Genomic DNA, 16,477 nt, shown 5'->3' on the forward strand with positions numbered 1-16,477 from the left:
ACAGTTACCACTGTTCTTTTTTTTGTACTTCTTTTTATGAACCAATCACTACTACTTTCTCTTTATCAACCTTCACGCTGACACTATAAATGATTTCAAACGAGGTTAAAAAATATCGAAAAGAAGCTTGATATTGAGAATGGTCAAGATGATTGAAACTGCGTAACCTAGGATGGTGTTCCACTTAGCATTGGTAAATTCTCCCATCAGTGACTTCTTAGAGGTCAGATAGATTAAGGGGAAGATTGAAAACGGAAGAGCAATTGACAGAAAGACCTGTGAATAGACCAATAACTGATCCAAGGTTTTTTCTTGATGCCCAAACAAGACGGCAACAATAATCACAGGGAGTAAGGCAAAAATCCGTGTACCGATACGGATAATCCACTGAGGCAATTTCAGATGCAAGAAACCTTCCATGACAATCTGTCCTGTTAAAGTACCTGTAATGGTCGAATTTTGTCCACTTGCTAAGAGGGCTAGGGCAAATAAAGTTGACAGAGTTGAGCTGGCTATCGCTCCTGCTATTGTCGAATCCTGTAAAGCATTGTACATTTGGGAGAATGCCGAAATTTCAGATGCATGACCAAAAAAGAGAGATGCCCCTAAAATAAGAAGCAAGGAATTGACAATAAAGGCTAGGGACAACTGAAGATTTGAATCCCAGGTCATAAAACGCACGGCTTTTCGAACATCCTTCTTATCTTTGTGATTGATTTTCCTTGTTTGGGATAGAGAGGAATGGAGATAGAGATTATGGGGCATGACTGTCGCACCTACAATCCCTAAAGCCAAGGTCAATTGACTTTCATGGCCTGGTAACGGTGTTTCAAATAAAGTTGAAGTTGGTAAATAACCACCAATAATCCCCTGGATACTTGGATTAGATAAGGCCACCAGATAGGTAAAGATGGCTAATATGGTTAAAATAAGAGTCGTAACAATGGCTTCAATTTTTTTGAAGCCAAATTTCATTAACAACAACAAAAGAAATACATCTAAAACGGTTAAGAGGATAGCGACCATAATCGGTATTTTAAATAAAAGATTTAAGGCAATCGCTGAGCCTAAAACCTCGGCTAAGTCGGTCGCCATTAAAGCTAATTCTAAAATCACCCATAAACTATAACGAAGCCACTTGGGAGCATGATGTGCAGTCGCCTGTGCTAGGTCCATCTTAGTTACGATACCGAGCTTTCCAGCCATCTGTTGTAGCTGCATGGCGATGATGGATGAAATCAAAATAACAAATAAGAGACTGTACTTGTAGGAGGCACCACCAACCACACTGGTAATCCAGTTTCCAGGATCCATATAACCAACTGCTACAAGGGCTCCAGGTCCTAAGAATGCTTTTAGATTTTGCCAAAAATGATTGTTATTGGGAGTTTCAATAGATTGGTTAATCTCAGAAAGAGAGACTTTTTTGTAAGAAGACATAGGAATTTTACACTTTCTAATCTGTCTTTACTTTTTTAAATGGAATTTTTGAAAATATCATAAAAATAGTTTCCCATTTCCAATTCTTCCTTATTATATCACAATTTAGAATGATTCTTAAGGAAAGAATGATGGTTGAAATAGACAATAGCTGTATTGCAAAAGCCAGCGTCAGAAAACGCTGGCTTTAAAACTGTGAAAATTCTGTATCAACTAGATCGCTTCTGTGACAAAACTACGACTTTCTAGCACCTTGAGCATGGCATTTGCTGTGTCTAGGGCTGTGAAGAGGGGCACACCGTGTTCAATGGCTGAACGGCGAATTTGCTCACCATCTTCGTCAGCAGTTCGTTTGGTTCCGACAGTATTGATAATCGCTTGGATTTTTCCTTTGCGAACAAAGCTTGGGATATCCTGTTCATCGTCACCAATCTTACCAACAGGTTGAGCTTGAAGTCCATGACTAGCAAAGAAGGCTGCTGTCCCTTCTGTCGCGAGAATACCATAACCGATATTTTGGAAACGACAAGCCAAATCCAGGGCTTCATCTTTGGCATCATCAGCGATGGTAAAGACAACATTTCCAAAGGTTGGCAAGTGTAGGTAGGAAGCTTCAAAAGCCTTGTAGAGAGCTTTTTCCAAAGTAGTATCAGAACCCATAACTTCCCCTGTTGACTTCATTTCAGGCCCGAGCAAGCTATCTACCTTAGCTAGTTTCGTAAAGGAGAAGACAGGCGCCTTGATATGAACGCGAGTACTTTCTGGATAAAGTCCATCTTGGTAGCCAAGTTCTTCAAGACTTTGACCAAGAATGAGCTTAGTTGCTACCTGAGCCATAGGGATATTGGTTACCTTAGAAAGGAATGGCACCGTACGGCTGGCACGTGGATTGACCTCAATAACGTAGACTTTTTCATCCTTGATGACAAACTGGATGTTCATCATTCCAAGACAGTTAAGGCCAATTGCTAGACGTTTAGTATAGTCAGCGATGGTTTCCTGCACCTTTTGCGACAAGGTTTGTGGAGGATAAACGGCCATGGAGTCACCTGAGTGGACACCGGCTCGTTCGATATGCTCCATGATACCAGGGATAAGGACATTTTCTCCATCTGAGATAGCATCAACTTCACACTCTTGCCCAACGATGTAAGAGTCAACGAGAACTGGATGGTCTGGACTTGCCTTAACAGCGGTACGCATATAAGAGCGAAGGTCTTCTTCGTTTTCTACGATTTCCATAGCACGTCCACCCAAAACATAAGATGGGCGAACGAGGACTGGGAAACCAATCTTGCGAGCTGCCAGCACTGCTTCTTCTTCGTTGGTAGCTGTTTGTCCTGGTGGCTGCGGAATATCTAAATCTTTGAGGGCTTGCTCAAAGAGGTCGCGGTCTTCCGCACGGTCTAGGTCAGCAACTTGTGTACCAAGAATGGTCACTCCTGCTTTTGCCAAGGGCTCTGCAAGGTTGATAGCTGTTTGACCACCGAACTGAACGATGACGCCTTTTGGTTGCTCAAGGTCAATGACATTCATGACATCTTCAAACGTCAATGGTTCAAAGTAAAGCTTGTCAGACACAGAGAAGTCCGTTGAAACAGTCTCTGGGTTTGAGTTCATGATGATTGCTTCGTAGCCAGCAGCCTGAATCGCCTTAACAGAGTGAACGGTTGCGTAGTCAAACTCAACCCCTTGTCCGATACGGATTGGACCTGAACCTAAGACAAGCACAGATTCCTTATCAGACTTGATAGACTCGTTTTCCCAGCCATAGGTTGAATAGAAATATGGTGTTTCAGAGTCAAACTCTGCCGCACAGGTATCGACCATTTTATAGACTGGGACAATTTTGTTTTCCAAGCGAAGTTGGCGAACTTTCTCAGCTGTCGTTTTCCAGAGTTCAGCAATCTTACGGTCTGAGAAACCATTAAGTTTAGCTGTTTTTAAGACTTCTAGATCTTGTGGATGGGCACCCAATTCTTGCTCGATTTCAAAGATATGCAAGAGTTTATCCAGATAGAAGATATCAATCTTAGTCAATTCAGCAATTTCCTCTGGTGTGTAACCACGGCGAATGGCTTCTGACACGTAGAAGAGACGATCATCTTGGGCTTTCACAACCTTTTCAATCAAGGCATCATCAGAAACGGTTGCTAGTTCAGGCATTTCATTATGGTGAACCCCAATTTCAAGTGAACGACAGGCTTTTAGAAGAGACTCCTCAATGTTACGACCGATGGCCATAACTTCTCCAGTCGCCTTCATCTGAGTACCAAGACGACGTTCCCCTTTTTCAAACTTGTCAAATGGGAAACGTGGAATCTTAGCAACGACGTAGTCAAGGGCTGGTTCAAACATAGCATAGGTTGAACCTGTGACTGGGTTGATGACCTCATCCAAGGTCAAACCGACAGCAATCTTGGCAGCCAATTTGGCAATCGGGTAACCCGTCGCCTTAGAAGCAAGGGCTGACGAACGTGATACACGGGGGTTTACTTCGATGACATAGTACTTGAAGCTGTGCGGATCAAGGGCTAGTTGAACATTACATCCACCTTCAATTTTGAGGGCACGAATAATGCTCAAGCTAGCGTCACGAAGCATTTGGTTTTCATAGTCTGACATGGTTTGGGCAGGGGCAAATACGATAGAATCTCCTGTATGAATCCCAACTGGGTCAAAGTTTTCCATGTTACAAACAACCAAAGCATTATCAGCTGAGTCGCGCATGACTTCGTACTCGATTTCCTTGAAACCTGCAATCGAACGCTCAATCAAACATTGGGTAACAGGTGACAGTTTCAACCCATTTTCAGCGATTTCACGTAGTTCTTCTTCGTTGGCACACATACCACCACCAGTACCACCAAGGGTAAAGGCTGGACGGACAATGACTGGGTATCCAATTGTCGCTGCAAAGGCAACTGCTTCTTCTACTGTGTTGACAATTTCAGATTCAGGAATTGGTTGCTCAAGCTCTTCCATCAATTGTTTAAAGAGGTCACGGTCCTCTGCTTGGTCAATGGCAGACAATTTAGTTCCGAGAAGTTCTACTCCCAATTCATCTAGAATACCGTTTTTAGACAATTCCATGGCCATATTGAGCCCTGTTTGACCACCAAGAGTTGGAAGCAAGGCATCTGGACGTTCCTTACGAAGAATACGTGTCACAAACTCCAGTGTAATCGGTTCGATGTAGACCTTGTCCGCAATCTCCTTGTCCGTCATGATAGTCGCAGGGTTTGAGTTCACCAAGACAACCTCATAACCTTCCTCTTTCAAAGACAAGCAGGCCTGGGTCCCAGCATAGTCAAACTCAGCAGCCTGACCAATAATAATCGGACCAGAACCAATCACCATAATTTTTTGAATATCAGTACGTTTAGGCATTTATAAGATATTAAGGGCGTCAAGCGGACAAAGCTAAAATAGGAGTTATGACGAAGAACTATCAGTTCTAGGAATAACTATCTTTTTAGCACCGTCCGTAGCCCGTATTCAGTTCAGCAAATACGGAGCACCCTTCTCCTTTCTATTCGGCAACTCTCGGGTTGCCATTAAATAAATTCTCCGACGATTTTTTAGAGAAACGATATTTTTCGATAAAAAATCTAGTGCAGGGAGTTTTTAGTTCGCCTGATAGCGACTAAAAGAAACGACCTGCCTTTCTATTCGTCGCCTCACAGAGCGACATTAAATAAGATACAAAGTACGAATAGAAAGCGATTGAATTTTAGGAAACCAAGGATAGCAATCCTTCCTTGGTTTCTCTAAATTCCGAGCTTTCCGTCCGTGTTCAGTTACATAAATTCTCCGACGAGCTTTTGCTCGTTCTTAATTTGATTGTTTAAAGGCTTCCATCATCTCAATAAACTCGTCAAATAGGTAGCTAGCGTCGTGTGGACCAGGAGCTGCATCTGGGTGGAATTGAACAGAGAAACCTGGTTGGTATCTGTGGCGAACTCCTTCAACTGATTTGTCATTGATTTCTTCGTGGGTGATAATCAAATGCTCTGGCAAATCCTCACGGCTGACTGCGTAACCATGGTTCTGGCTAGTAAAGTCTACGCGTCCTGTTGCAATTTCACGTACCGCGTGGTTAAATCCTCGGTGACCAAATTTCATCTTGTAGGTCTTAGCCCCGTTTGCCATAGCAAAGAGTTGGTGTCCCATACAAATTCCGAAGATTGGAATTTTTCCTTGCACACCACGAATCATCTCCAGTGCTTCTGGAACGTCTTCTGGGTTACCTGGTCCATTTGACAACATAACTCCGTCAGGATTAAGGTGGAGAATTTCTTCTGCTGTTGTTGAATAAGGAACAACCGTAACGTTACAGTTACGCTTAGAAAGTTCACGTAAGATTGAGTGCTTGAGACCAAAGTCTACTAAGACCACACTCAAACCAACTCCTGGAGCTGGATAGGAAGTTTTAGTAGAAACCTGCTTGATATTATCTGTCGGCAAGACTGTTGCTTGGAGCTGGTCCGTCACATGGTCCATACTGTCTCCAACATGGGTCAAGGTTGCACGCATAGTACCATTCTTACGGATAATCTTGGTAAGTGCACGCGTATCAATCCCTGAGATACCTGGAATTTTCTTGGCTTTCAAGAATTCGTCCAAGGTCATTTGGTTGCGCCAGTTACTAGCTCTACGTGCTTCTTCGAAAACAACGACTCCCTTACAAGTTGGAATAATGGATTCGTAATCATCACGGTTGATTCCATAATTTCCCACCAAAGGATAAGTAAAGGTCAAGATTTGTCCATTATAAGACTGGTCTGTAATGGATTCTTGGTAACCAGTCATCCCTGTGTTAAAGACGATTTCGCCTGTTACATCAATGTCTGCTCCGAAGGCCTTGCCTTCAAAAACTGTGCCATCTTCTAATACTAGAAGTCTTTTTGTCATATTTTCACCTCTCGTGGACGCTCACTGGCGTCTTTTAACGTCTTGTGTTTTAGTTGGCGTTTCTACTCGCCAATACGGATTCTAAGATTGCCATTCGAACAAAGACACCGTTGGTCATTTGTCGGACAATGCGTGATTTTGGTGCTTCAACCAAGTGGTCAGCAATTTCCACATCTCGATTCACTGGAGCAGGATGCATAATGATTGCTGTTTCTTTTAAGCGATTATAGCGCTCTTGGTTCAAACCGTGTTGAGCATGGTAGTCTTCTTTTGAAAAGACCGCTCCACTTTCGTGGCGTTCATGTTGAACGCGGAGTAACATCAAAACATCCACCTGATCAACAATCTCATCAATAGTTACAAACTGTCCATAGTCCGCAAACTCTTGACTTCTCCATTCCTCAGGTCCTGCAAAGAACAGTTCAGCTCCCAAGCGTTTCAAAATCTGCATATTGGATTTGGCAACGCGTGAGTGGTCCAAGTCGCCTGCAATAGCGACCTTGAGCCCCTCAAAGTGACCAAATTCCTCATAAATGGTCATCAAATCAAGCAAGCTCTGACTAGGATGTTGACCCGAGCCGTCTCCACCATTGATGATGGAAGTCGTAATCGACGGACTCGCAATCAACTCTCTGTAGTAATCGACCTCTGGGTGGCGAATCACACAGACATCCACTCCTAGAGCAGATAGAGTCAAAATGGTGTCATAAAGTGTCTCACCCTTATTGACCGAACTAGTCTTCACATCAAAGTCCAGTCGCTCCAAGCCTAGCTTAATCTCTGCCACTTCAAAAGACTTATGTGTTCGTGTAGAATCTTCAAAGAAGAGATTCGATACAATAGGTTTGTTCTCGTAGGGAAGTTGGGCTCCGTTTTTAAACTCAATCCCTCGTTTGATCAATTTCATCACTTGATCAACTGTAAGGTCTTCCATGGAAACCACATGGTTCAATGCTTGTTGATTTTCTGACATGGCTACTCCTTCAGCTTTCTAAGCTTCTTCAGTAATCAGAACTCTGTCTTGGCCATCAAGTTCTGTCATCTCTACGATGATTTCTTCAGAACGACTGGTTGGGATATTTTTCCCAACGTAATCTGGACGGATAGGCAATTCTCTATGTCCACGGTCAACTAGCACCGCAAGACTCACGCGCGCAGGACGACCATGGCCAACAATATTATCAATAGCAGCACGGATAGTACGGCCTGTATAGAGTACATCATCCACCAAGATAACTTCACGGTCTGTCACATCAACAGAAATCAAAGAAGTATCTTCTCCGCTTTTAACATCGTCACGGAAAGGCTTGGTGTCCAATTCCACAACAGGAACAGTGATATTTTCCAACTGCTCCAAGCGTTCTTTGATACGATGAGCGATGAAAACACCACGCGTTTTTATCCCTGCTAGGATAATTTTATTCAAATCCTTATTGCGCTCGATAATCTCATAAGTAATTCGCGTAATCGCTCGTTTGACAGTCAATTCGTCTACAACTTCTTTTGTCTTCATGACAAACCTCCAAAAAGAAAAGTCTCCTTCTACAAGGAGACTTGAAATGTACAGCCAAGCGAGCCCTACTGTATACAGTATAGACTTCACCCTTCTACTTTATCATCGCGCTCCTTGCCTGCCTCACGGGACAGGTTTAAAGGACTATTTAGTTACCATTTACTATAGCACAAAGCACCCTTAAAATCAAGCAAAAACTTTTTCCGAGTCCCCTTAAACATTACTAAAATCATATAATTGGGGATAGTGATCGCATTCTGGATTTTTGGGATGACAGATAGCTCGTCCAAAGTAAATCATGGCCTGGTGGGCTGCTAACCACTCTTCTGGTGGTAGGACGTCCATGACACGTTTTTCTACTTCAAGTGGTGTAGCTGATTTTTTAACGATATCGTGATGCTTACAGATACGCTCCACATGAGTATCCACTGCAAAAGCAGGAATTCCAAACCCCACACTCATGACGACATTTGCTGTTTTGCGACCAACACCCGCTAGACTTTCTAATTCCTCTCGTGTCTGAGGCACTTGACCGTCAAAATCGTCTAGTAACTGTTGGGCACATTTTTTAAGGAATTTAGCCTTATTTCGATACAGTCCCAAGCGAGAAATGTGTGAAGCAATTTCACTCTCTGTTGCTACAGACATGGCTTGTGGTGTCGGAAAGGTAGCAAAGAGACCTGGTGTGGCCTTATTTACCGCTGCATCTGTGGTCTGGGCTGACAGCATCACTGCAACCAAGAGTTCAAAATGATTGGTAAAATCAAGACTAGGCTTAGCATCTGGAAAAAGGGCAATAATTTCCTCTATGACATGACGGGCACGTTTCTTGGATAAAACCATCTACTCGTCTCCATCAAACAGTCCTTGCAAGCCAGCAAATGGACTGTTTTCTTCTTTCTTGACTGCTTGTTGAGCTTGATATTCGTCTTCAGTCATGATTTGCCAGTCATTTCCTGACACAAAACCTTGGCCCGCCTCTTCTTCTGCCGTCAAGACCTTGATAGGGATATTGAGCAGAATATTATCTGCTACGCTCTCAGCAAGGTCGATTTCTCCATTGTCGATAGGCAAGACCAAATCATCATCTAGAACTTCCTGGTCCAGTTGGTTGGTCGCTCCTTCCATGAAAACTTCTGTGACTGGATAAGACTCAGCCAACTCAACTGGCTCCATACTGCGGCTGGAAGCAAGGACAATGGTATATGACAACTGATAGTCTAAGAAATACAGACGGTCTTCGTACTGTACCTTCCCCACTGCAAGGATATCTTTGACATCTAAAATCTCTTGGTTCCGTTTACGCAAGTCTGCAGCCAGGTCTAAAGTTTGTTCAAAGTGTAGGCCTTCAGGCTGCTTACGAATTTCTTGAATATTTAACTTCATATTTCCTCCATAAAGATGTACTCACTTGATTATACCATGAAAAGGCTATAAGTCAGCTTTCCAAACTTTGATATTAAAATCTCATTTTTCAACATATTTACTATGACAAATTTTTCTATAAGTGCTATACTATAGGCAAGAATACATCAGAGCAAGGAGGATACTCATATGGAAGACAAAGCACTCATCACTGAAACTTACCAACTCCTTTCCGAGTTAAATAAAAGCTACCAAAGTTGCAAACAAGGAACAGCCGATGATCTTCGACTACAAGAGCTGCTGAACACTACTCTTAAGGAACTAAAAAAAGCAGAAAAGCTGGACAACAGTATCTTAATCGACCTTGAGAAATTTTACCAACGTACCAGTCTTCTTATTGGACTGGGTAGCCTAAAACTGAATGATCAAGCACGCGCCGCTTGGCGCAACTATGACAAGTTCCACTACGAACATGTCAAACACGTACTGACTCTCTATGGACCTGTTTTTGGATTTTAGAGTTTAGAATTTTGGATTTTCTATTGACAAAATTTCCTGAAAGGTATAGGATAGAGGTACTAATACTCGGAGGTAAGGGAGACATGAACAACTAATCTATCAAATAAAGAACCTTTATTTAGTAGATCTTGTTTTTGTCTCTTTTTGTGTGCTCTTTTAATACTAGATTTTCTAGTATCTTGTCCCCATTGAAAATCAAAAAACTAGAAAGCTAACCGTCTGCTCCTCCTGGGTTGGGTTAGGCAACTCCAAGCTAGTTTGACGAGTTTTTCAACGAGGATAATAGAGTTTTGACAGTGACTTTGGGCTCTACTAGATAAAGTAGAGCTTTTTGTTATGCACTATCGACATTCTAGAAAGGGCAACAATATGATAAAAATCAATCATCTAACTATCACGCAAAACAAAGATCTACGAGATCTTGTATTTGACCTAACCATGACTATCCAAGACGGAGAAAAGGTTGCTATTATTGGTGAAGAAGGAAATGGCAAATCAACCTTGCTACGAGCTTTAATGGGGGAAGCTTTGCCTGATTTCACTATCAAGGGAGACATCCAGTCTGACCTTCAGTCACTGGCCTACATTCCTCAAAAGTTAGCTGAGGACCTGAAAAAAAGATCTCTACACGACTACTTCTTTTTAGATTCAGCTGATTTAGACTACAGCATTCTTTATCGTTTGGCGGAGGAGTTGCACTTTGATAGCGACCGTTTTGCTAGCGACCAAGAAATTGGCAGTCTATCAGGGGGCGAAGCTTTGAAAATTCAGCTCATTCACGAGTTAGCCAAACCTTTTGAGATTCTATTTTTAGATGAACCTTCAAACGACCTAGACCTTGAGACGGTTGATTGGCTAAAAGGTCAAATTCGAAAGATTAGGCAAACCGTTATTTTCATTTCCCATGATGAAGACTTTCTTTCTCAAACGGCAGATACTATTGTCCACTTGCGACTGGTCAAGCATCGGAAAGAAGCAGAAACGCTAGTCGAGCATTTAGACTATAATCGCTATAGTGACCAGAGAAAGGCTAATTTTGCCAGACAAAGCCAGCAAGCTGCTAACGACCAGAGAGCCTATAATAAAACCATGGAAAAACATCGTCGCGTTAAGCAGAATGTAGAAAATGCTTTGCGAAATACTAAAAATGATGTTGTTGGGCGCCTATTGGCTAAAAAGATGAAAAATGTACTCTCTCAAGAAAAACGCTTTGAAAAGGAAGCCCAGTCCATGACCCAAAAGCCACTTGACGAGGAACAAATCCAACTTTTCTTTTCAGATATCCAACCATTACCGGCTTCTAAAGTCTTAATCCAACTGGAAAAGGAAAATTTGTCCATTGGAGAGCGCGTTTTAGCTCAGGGGTTACAACTAACGGTCCGTGGCCAAGATAAAATCGGTATCATTGGGCCAAATGGTGTTGGGAAATCAACTCTGTTAGCCAAGTTGCAACAACTGCTCAGCGTCAAAAGAGAAATTTCGCTTGGTTTTATGCCACAAGATTACCACAAAAAACTGCAATTGAATTTATCTCCAGTAGCCTATCTCAGCCAGACAGGGCAAAAAGAGGAACTACAGAAAATCCAATCCCACCTAGCCAGTCTCAATTTCAGTTACCCAGAGATGCACCACCAAATCCGCTCCCTATCTGGCGGGCAACAAGGTAAACTCCTACTTTTGGATTTAGTGTTGCGCAAACCAAACTTCCTCCTTCTGGATGAGCCTACACGTAATTTTTCTCCCACTTCTCAACCTGAAATCAGAAAACTATTTGGCTCCTATCCCGGCGGTCTGATCACTGTTTCACATGACAGACGCTTCTTAAAAGAGGTCTGTACGAGTATCTATCGTTTGACAGAAAATGGTTTGGAAGTCGTCGATTTACAAGACTTATAAATGTTGAACATAGCAAAAATCCAGAGACACTTCTCTGGATTTTTTTACATACGCCTTTCTTAAGATCATTGATATAAAGAGCGCTGCTGGCATCGTCGATCTGACAGATTATGGAGACTGGCTTTTGTTTCAATTGTATAAGCTAGAAATCATTTTTTTACAGCTCAAAGCATTCTAATATGACATTATCTCATATACAAAAAGCAAAATGCAACCAGATTATTGAGGACATGCAAAAGAATGGAATTCCATAGGTTGTCAGAAGTCTTATACCTTATCCCAAATGCAAATCCCATACCTAAATAGGTGATAAAGCTAGGAATGGTATAGGGACCATGCAGATAAGCAAAGAGAAGCGATGTGGCAAACAAGCCAAAATATGTATTCTTAAATACTATCCCCTGTAACATACCTCTCATAAAGATTTCTTCCGTGACAGGTGCCAAAACACAGAGATCCACAAAAAGTACAGACCATAAAAGTGATAAACTGTGCACAGCTTGAGTTGTGTCTGATTGGGTAGGGCCTAAAAAATTGACCAAAATATAAAATAGGAAAAGCAAGGCGTATGAAAGAAAACATTTTAAAATATCTTTTAGACAGATTTTTCGAATGTGAAACAAGTCATACTTTTTTCCTACATATAAAAATATTGCAAGTTCAACAAGTGTAAAAAGGATAGATAGCGTTAATGAATTTATTCGCATGATTTTCTCTGCTATACTCAAATGAATTGGCATAAAAATCAAAATCAAGAAAGACGTCATCCAGCGCTTATACATCATTCACCTCAATTATATAGAATTACATATATTATACTATTTTTTAGTGAGATAACAAGTTAAAAGCGAGATACTAAAAGTAAAAATCCAGAGACGACCTCTGGATTTTTTTACATTTGTTTCAAGCGTTCGATTCGTTCTGAGATAGGTGGGTGGGTATAAAAGAGTTTTTGAAGTCCGCCACCTTTCTTGGGATCATTGATATAAAGTGCGCTGCTGGCATCGTCAACATGTTGATGCATCGGCTCGCTATTGTCCAATTTAAGCAGTGCATTGATCATCCCTTGAGGATTGCGGGTCAGCTCCACACTGGATGCATCCGCCAGGAATTCCCTCTGACGGGAAATAGCTAATTGCACCAAGGTTGCTGCGAGAGGTGCTAGAACAATGGCTAAGAGAGAGATGATAAGCATGATAATCTCCAAACCATTTCCATCACGATCATTATCGCTCCGTCTTCGACCAGGGCCACCCCACCACATCATCCGTCCTGCCATACTAGACAGAAGGGTGATGGCACTGGCAAGGGCGACCGCAATAGTCGAAATGCGGATATCGTAGTTTCGGATATGACTGACCTCATGCCCCATAACAGCTTCTAGCTCCTCACGATTCATGATAGCCAGGAGACCCGAAGTTGCTGCGACAGCTGCATTCTGCGGGTTTGAACCTGTTGCAAAGGCATTTAAAGATGAATCCTCAATGATGAAAACACGCGGCATGGGAATCTGAGCGACCATGGTCATATCTTCTACTACATGGTAGAGGTCTGGTGCTGTTTGCTCATCAACCTCACGCGCCCCATTCATAGACATGACAATCTCTGTCGATTGAAAGATCATGGTCAGAGCGTAGATAAGGCCGATAATCAAGGCAATAATCATGCCACCAAGACCTGAGCGCATAAAGAGATAGCCAACCGCATAACCAACCAAGGCCAAGAGTAGGAAGAAAACCAGCAACAAAATCCAGGTTTTTCGTTTATTGCTCGCAATTTGATCAAACAACATCTTAGTCACCTAAACCGCTAAAGTCAACTTTAGGAACTGCCTTTTCCTCTTCAGGTGTTTGAAGGAAGTCTGCAGCTTTAAAGCCAAATAGTCCTGCGATGATGTTACTTGGGAAGCTTTCAAGTTTTACATTGTAGTTGCTGACAACACTGTTGTAGAGTTGGCGTGAATAAGAAATTTTATTTTCTGTATTGGTCAACTCTTCTTGCAATTTGATAAAGTTAGCACTAGCTTTCAAGTCTGGGTAATTCTCTGCTACTGCAAAGATACCAGAAATCTGGCGGGTAAGGGCATCACTGGCCTTCATAGCTTCTGCCGGTGAAGTGGCTGCGGCTACTTGTCTACGAAGTTCTGTTACTTTTTCCAAGGTAGAACCTTCATATTTCGCATAGCCTTTGACTGTTTCAATCAAGTTTGGGAGGAGATCATTACGACGCTTCAACTGAACATCGATCTGGCTCCAAGCCTCCTTGGTCTGCATACGATTTTTAACCAAACCGTTATAGCTAACAATCACAAAAATAACAATCAGAGCCAAAACTCCAAGAATAATCCAAGTCATAATCTTATTCCTTTCTTCTTTTAGATTACTACCAGTATATCAAATTTTTAATGAATATGGTAAAATAAGATGATACTAGAGAAGGAAACTACTATGAAACCAGAAACATTTTACAGCCTACTAGCTGAGCAAAATCTTCCACTTTCTGACCAGCAAAAGAACCAATTTGAACGCTATTTTGAGCTCTTGGTCGAGTGGAATGAAAAGATTAACCTGACCGCTATTACAGATAAAGAGGAAGTTTACCTTAAGCACTTTTATGATTCGATTGCCCCCATCCTGCAAGGTTTGATTTCAAATGAAACTATCAAACTTCTTGATATCGGGGCTGGGGCAGGATTTCCTAGTCTACCCATGAAAATCCTCTATCCTCAGTTAGATGTGACCATCATTGATTCGCTCAATAAGCGCATCAACTTCCTCCAACTATTGGCTCAAGAACTGGATTTGGACGGAGTTCATTTCTACCATGGACGTGCAGAAGACTTTGCCCAAGACAAGAACTTCCGTGCCCAGTTTGATGTGGTGACGGCTCGTGCGGTTGCCCGTATGCAGGTCTTGTCTGAGCTGACCATTCCCTATCTTAAAGTCGGTGGCAAACTATTGGCACTCAAGGCCAGCAATGCTCCTGAGGAATTGCTAGAAGCCAAGAATGCCCTCAACCTCCTCTTTAGTAAGGTAGAGGATAACCTCAGCTATGCCCTACCAAATGGAGATCCGCGCTACATCACTGTGGTCGAAAAGAAAAAGGAAACACCTAACAAGTATCCAAGAAAGGCTGGCATGCCCAACAAACGCCCACTTTAAACAATTTACAAAATCATACCTCGCTCTCGCATTTCCGGGCTTGGGAAAAATTCGTTTACAAAATCAACCTCGCTTTCTATCTCTAGGCTCGGGAAAAAATGATTTACAAAATCAACCTCGCTTTCTATCTCTAGGCTCGGGAAAAAATGATTTACAAAATCAACCTCGCTTTTTTGTTTCTCGGCTCGGGAAAAAATGATTTACAAAATCATTTTTTTCTGCTATACTATCACAAGCAAAGGTTTTTAATGTCATCCTGTGAGGTGACGAAGGCGCAGATTTATATAAATTTTTAAAAGATAGCTATTTTTTAAAAAGTCTTACTCTGAGGGCCTATTGCTGCAAAATAATGGGCTCTTTTTTGGTGCCCAAAAGTGAGGTTTTTATGAAACAGGAATCAACTGTTGACTTGTTACTAGACGTTGATCAACGTCCTTCTGCTGGTAAAGGCATTCTTCTAAGCTTTCAGCACGTGTTTGCCATGTTTGGTGCAACCATTCTCGTTCCCTTAATTTTGGGAATGCCCGTATCGGTTGCTCTCTTCGCTTCCGGTATTGGAACACTTATCTACATGATTTCTACTGGCTTTAAGGTTCCAGTTTACCTAGGTTCTTCATTTGCCTTTATCACGGCTATGTCTCTAGCCATGAAAGAAATGGGAGGAGATGTATCTGCTGCTCAAACGGGGGTAATCTTGACTGGTTTGGTCTATGTCCTTGTAGCAGCAAGTGTTCGTTTTGCAGGTACGAAATGGATTGATAAACTCTTGCCACCAATCATTATCGGACCTATGATTATCGTTATCGGTCTTGGTCTTGCTGGTTCTGCTGTAACGAATGCTGGACTTGTAGCAGACGGAAACTGGAAAAACGCTCTTGTAGCTGTCGTGACGTTCTTGATTGCCGCCTTTATCAATACAAAAGGAAAAGGTTTCCTTCGTATCATTCCTTTCCTCTTCGCCATCATCGGTGGGTATATCTTCGCTATGATGCTTGGTTTGGTTGACTTTACCCCAGTCCTTCAAGCCAATTGGTTTGAAATTCCTGGTTTTTACTTGCCATTTAGTACAGGTGGAGCCTTTAAAGAGTACAACTTGTACTTCGGTCCTGAAACAATCGCCATCTTGCCAATCGCTATTGTAACCATTTCAGAACACATCGGAGACCACACGGTCTTGAGCCAAATCTGTGGCCGTCAATTCCTGAAAGAACCAGGACTTCACCGTACGCTTCTTGGTGATGGTATCGCGACATCTGTATCAGCCTTCCTAGGTGGACCAGCTAATACGACCTACGGAGAAAATACAGGGGTTATCGGGATGACTCGTATCGCTTCTGTCTCTGTTATCCGTAACGCAGCCTTTATCGCCATTGCTCTTAGCTTCCTAGGTAAATTCACTGCCTTGATTTCAACCATTCCAAATGCTGTGCTTGGTGGCATGTCCATCCTTCTCTACGGAGTTATCGCCAGCAACGGTCTAAAAGTTTTGATTAAAGAACGCGTTGACTTCAGTCAAATGCGTAACCTCATCATTGCCAGTGCCATGTTGGTACTTGGACTTGGTGGGGCTATCCTCAAACTTGGCCCAGTTACACTTTCAGGTACTGCTCTATCAGCTATGACAGGAATCATCTTGAACTTGATCTTGCCACACGAACATAAAGACTAA

Annotated in this window: 14 protein-coding genes; 4 read left to right on the forward strand and 10 right to left on the reverse strand. The window is 42.2% G+C overall.

Translation table 11 applies throughout. The features are described from left to right. Nucleotides 1-105 precede the first annotated feature (105 nt). The 7 genes from I6H78_RS02025 to I6H78_RS02055 all read right to left on the reverse strand — a co-directional run bounded on the left by I6H78_RS02025 (nt 106) and on the right by I6H78_RS02055 (nt 9,253). Nucleotides 106-1,440 (reverse strand): Nramp family divalent metal transporter, encoded by a 1,335-nt coding sequence (locus I6H78_RS02025; protein WP_198459782.1) that lies wholly within the window; start codon nt 1,438-1,440, stop codon nt 106-108. 213 nt (nt 1,441-1,653) lie between these two features. Then, nucleotides 1,654-4,830, reverse strand: a complete 3,177-nt coding sequence (gene carB, locus I6H78_RS02030; protein WP_198459783.1) for a carbamoyl-phosphate synthase large subunit — start codon at nt 4,828-4,830, stop codon at nt 1,654-1,656. A gap of 444 nt (nt 4,831-5,274) precedes the next feature. Continuing rightward, complete coding sequence (locus tag I6H78_RS02035; RefSeq protein WP_198459784.1) at nt 5,275-6,354, reverse strand: carbamoyl phosphate synthase small subunit; 1,080 nt, start codon at nt 6,352-6,354, stop codon at nt 5,275-5,277. Nucleotides 6,355-6,403: 49 nt separating this feature from the next. Further along, nucleotides 6,404-7,327, reverse strand: a complete 924-nt coding sequence (locus tag I6H78_RS02040; protein WP_198459785.1) for an aspartate carbamoyltransferase catalytic subunit — start codon at nt 7,325-7,327, stop codon at nt 6,404-6,406. Nucleotides 7,328-7,345: 18 nt separating this feature from the next. Continuing rightward, nucleotides 7,346-7,867, reverse strand: a complete 522-nt coding sequence (gene pyrR, locus I6H78_RS02045; protein ID WP_000850018.1) for a bifunctional pyr operon transcriptional regulator/uracil phosphoribosyltransferase PyrR — start codon at nt 7,865-7,867, stop codon at nt 7,346-7,348. A gap of 213 nt (nt 7,868-8,080) precedes the next feature. Continuing rightward, a complete protein-coding gene (gene nth, locus I6H78_RS02050) occupies nt 8,081-8,710 on the reverse strand; it encodes an endonuclease III (RefSeq protein WP_198459786.1) in 630 nt (209 codons plus the stop codon). After that, nucleotides 8,711-9,253 (reverse strand): YceD family protein, encoded by a 543-nt coding sequence (locus tag I6H78_RS02055; protein ID WP_198459787.1) that lies wholly within the window; start codon nt 9,251-9,253, stop codon nt 8,711-8,713. It lies immediately after the preceding gene. 168 nt (nt 9,254-9,421) lie between these two features. On the opposite strand from I6H78_RS02055, the gene I6H78_RS02060 reads away from it, so the two are divergent. Both I6H78_RS02060 and I6H78_RS02065 read left to right on the forward strand, forming a co-directional pair. After that, nucleotides 9,422-9,751: a helicase BlpT gene (locus tag I6H78_RS02060; protein WP_198459788.1), complete on the forward strand. Its 330-nt coding sequence runs from the start codon at nt 9,422-9,424 to the stop codon at nt 9,749-9,751. A 336-nt stretch (nt 9,752-10,087) separates the two neighbouring features. Further along, nucleotides 10,088-11,647 (forward strand): ATP-binding cassette domain-containing protein, encoded by a 1,560-nt coding sequence (locus tag I6H78_RS02065; RefSeq protein ID WP_198459789.1) that lies wholly within the window; start codon nt 10,088-10,090, stop codon nt 11,645-11,647. Between the two features lie 185 nt (nt 11,648-11,832). Here the strand turns inward: I6H78_RS02065 and I6H78_RS02070 are convergent, their stop codons facing one another. The 3 genes from I6H78_RS02070 to I6H78_RS02080 form a co-directional block, all read right to left on the reverse strand. Then, nucleotides 11,833-12,432, reverse strand: a complete 600-nt coding sequence (locus I6H78_RS02070; protein WP_225905399.1) for a CPBP family intramembrane glutamic endopeptidase — start codon at nt 12,430-12,432, stop codon at nt 11,833-11,835. A 107-nt stretch (nt 12,433-12,539) separates the two neighbouring features. After that, the gene (gene htpX / locus I6H78_RS02075) at nt 12,540-13,439 is read right to left on the reverse strand and encodes a zinc metalloprotease HtpX (protein WP_198459790.1); all 900 of its coding nucleotides are present in this window, start codon (nt 13,437-13,439) and stop codon (nt 12,540-12,542) included. Between the two features lies 1 nt (nt 13,440). Beyond that, on the reverse strand, nt 13,441-14,001 hold the full coding sequence (locus tag I6H78_RS02080) for a LemA family protein (protein WP_000219838.1): 561 nt from the start codon (nt 13,999-14,001) through the stop codon (nt 13,441-13,443). Between the two features lie 93 nt (nt 14,002-14,094). Here I6H78_RS02080 and rsmG point away from each other — a divergent pair, with 93 nt between their 5' ends. After that, nucleotides 14,095-14,808, forward strand: coding sequence for a 16S rRNA (guanine(527)-N(7))-methyltransferase RsmG (gene rsmG, locus I6H78_RS02085; RefSeq protein ID WP_000801953.1), 714 nt, complete (start codon nt 14,095-14,097; stop codon nt 14,806-14,808). A 385-nt stretch (nt 14,809-15,193) separates the two neighbouring features. After that, the gene (locus I6H78_RS02090) at nt 15,194-16,477 is read left to right on the forward strand and encodes a uracil-xanthine permease family protein (protein WP_198459791.1); all 1,284 of its coding nucleotides are present in this window, start codon (nt 15,194-15,196) and stop codon (nt 16,475-16,477) included.

Source organism: Streptococcus oralis, from assembly GCF_016127915.1.
GTDB lineage: Bacteria > Bacillota > Bacilli > Lactobacillales > Streptococcaceae > Streptococcus > Streptococcus oralis_BO.

Coding starts and splice junctions, on each gene's coding strand:
- I6H78_RS02065 (WP_198459789.1), top strand. CDS start 10,088: ATGCACTATCGACATTCTAGAAAGGGCAACAATATGATAAAAATCAAT.
- carB (WP_198459783.1), bottom strand. CDS start 4,830: ATGCCTAAACGTACTGATATTCAAAAAATTATGGTGATTGGTTCTGGT.
- I6H78_RS02080 (WP_000219838.1), bottom strand. CDS start 14,001: ATGACTTGGATTATTCTTGGAGTTTTGGCTCTGATTGTTATTTTTGTG.
- I6H78_RS02035 (WP_198459784.1), bottom strand. CDS start 6,354: ATGACAAAAAGACTTCTAGTATTAGAAGATGGCACAGTTTTTGAAGGC.
- pyrR (WP_000850018.1), bottom strand. CDS start 7,867: ATGAAGACAAAAGAAGTTGTAGACGAATTGACTGTCAAACGAGCGATT.
- I6H78_RS02055 (WP_198459787.1), bottom strand. CDS start 9,253: ATGAAGTTAAATATTCAAGAAATTCGTAAGCAGCCTGAAGGCCTACAC.
- I6H78_RS02070 (WP_225905399.1), bottom strand. CDS start 12,432: ATGATGTATAAGCGCTGGATGACGTCTTTCTTGATTTTGATTTTTATG.
- I6H78_RS02025 (WP_198459782.1), bottom strand. CDS start 1,440: ATGTCTTCTTACAAAAAAGTCTCTCTTTCTGAGATTAACCAATCTATT.
- I6H78_RS02060 (WP_198459788.1), top strand. CDS start 9,422: ATGGAAGACAAAGCACTCATCACTGAAACTTACCAACTCCTTTCCGAG.
- htpX (WP_198459790.1), bottom strand. CDS start 13,439: ATGTTGTTTGATCAAATTGCGAGCAATAAACGAAAAACCTGGATTTTG.
- nth (WP_198459786.1), bottom strand. CDS start 8,710: ATGGTTTTATCCAAGAAACGTGCCCGTCATGTCATAGAGGAAATTATT.
- I6H78_RS02040 (WP_198459785.1), bottom strand. CDS start 7,327: ATGTCAGAAAATCAACAAGCATTGAACCATGTGGTTTCCATGGAAGAC.
- I6H78_RS02090 (WP_198459791.1), top strand. CDS start 15,194: ATGAAACAGGAATCAACTGTTGACTTGTTACTAGACGTTGATCAACGT.
- rsmG (WP_000801953.1), top strand. CDS start 14,095: ATGAAACCAGAAACATTTTACAGCCTACTAGCTGAGCAAAATCTTCCA.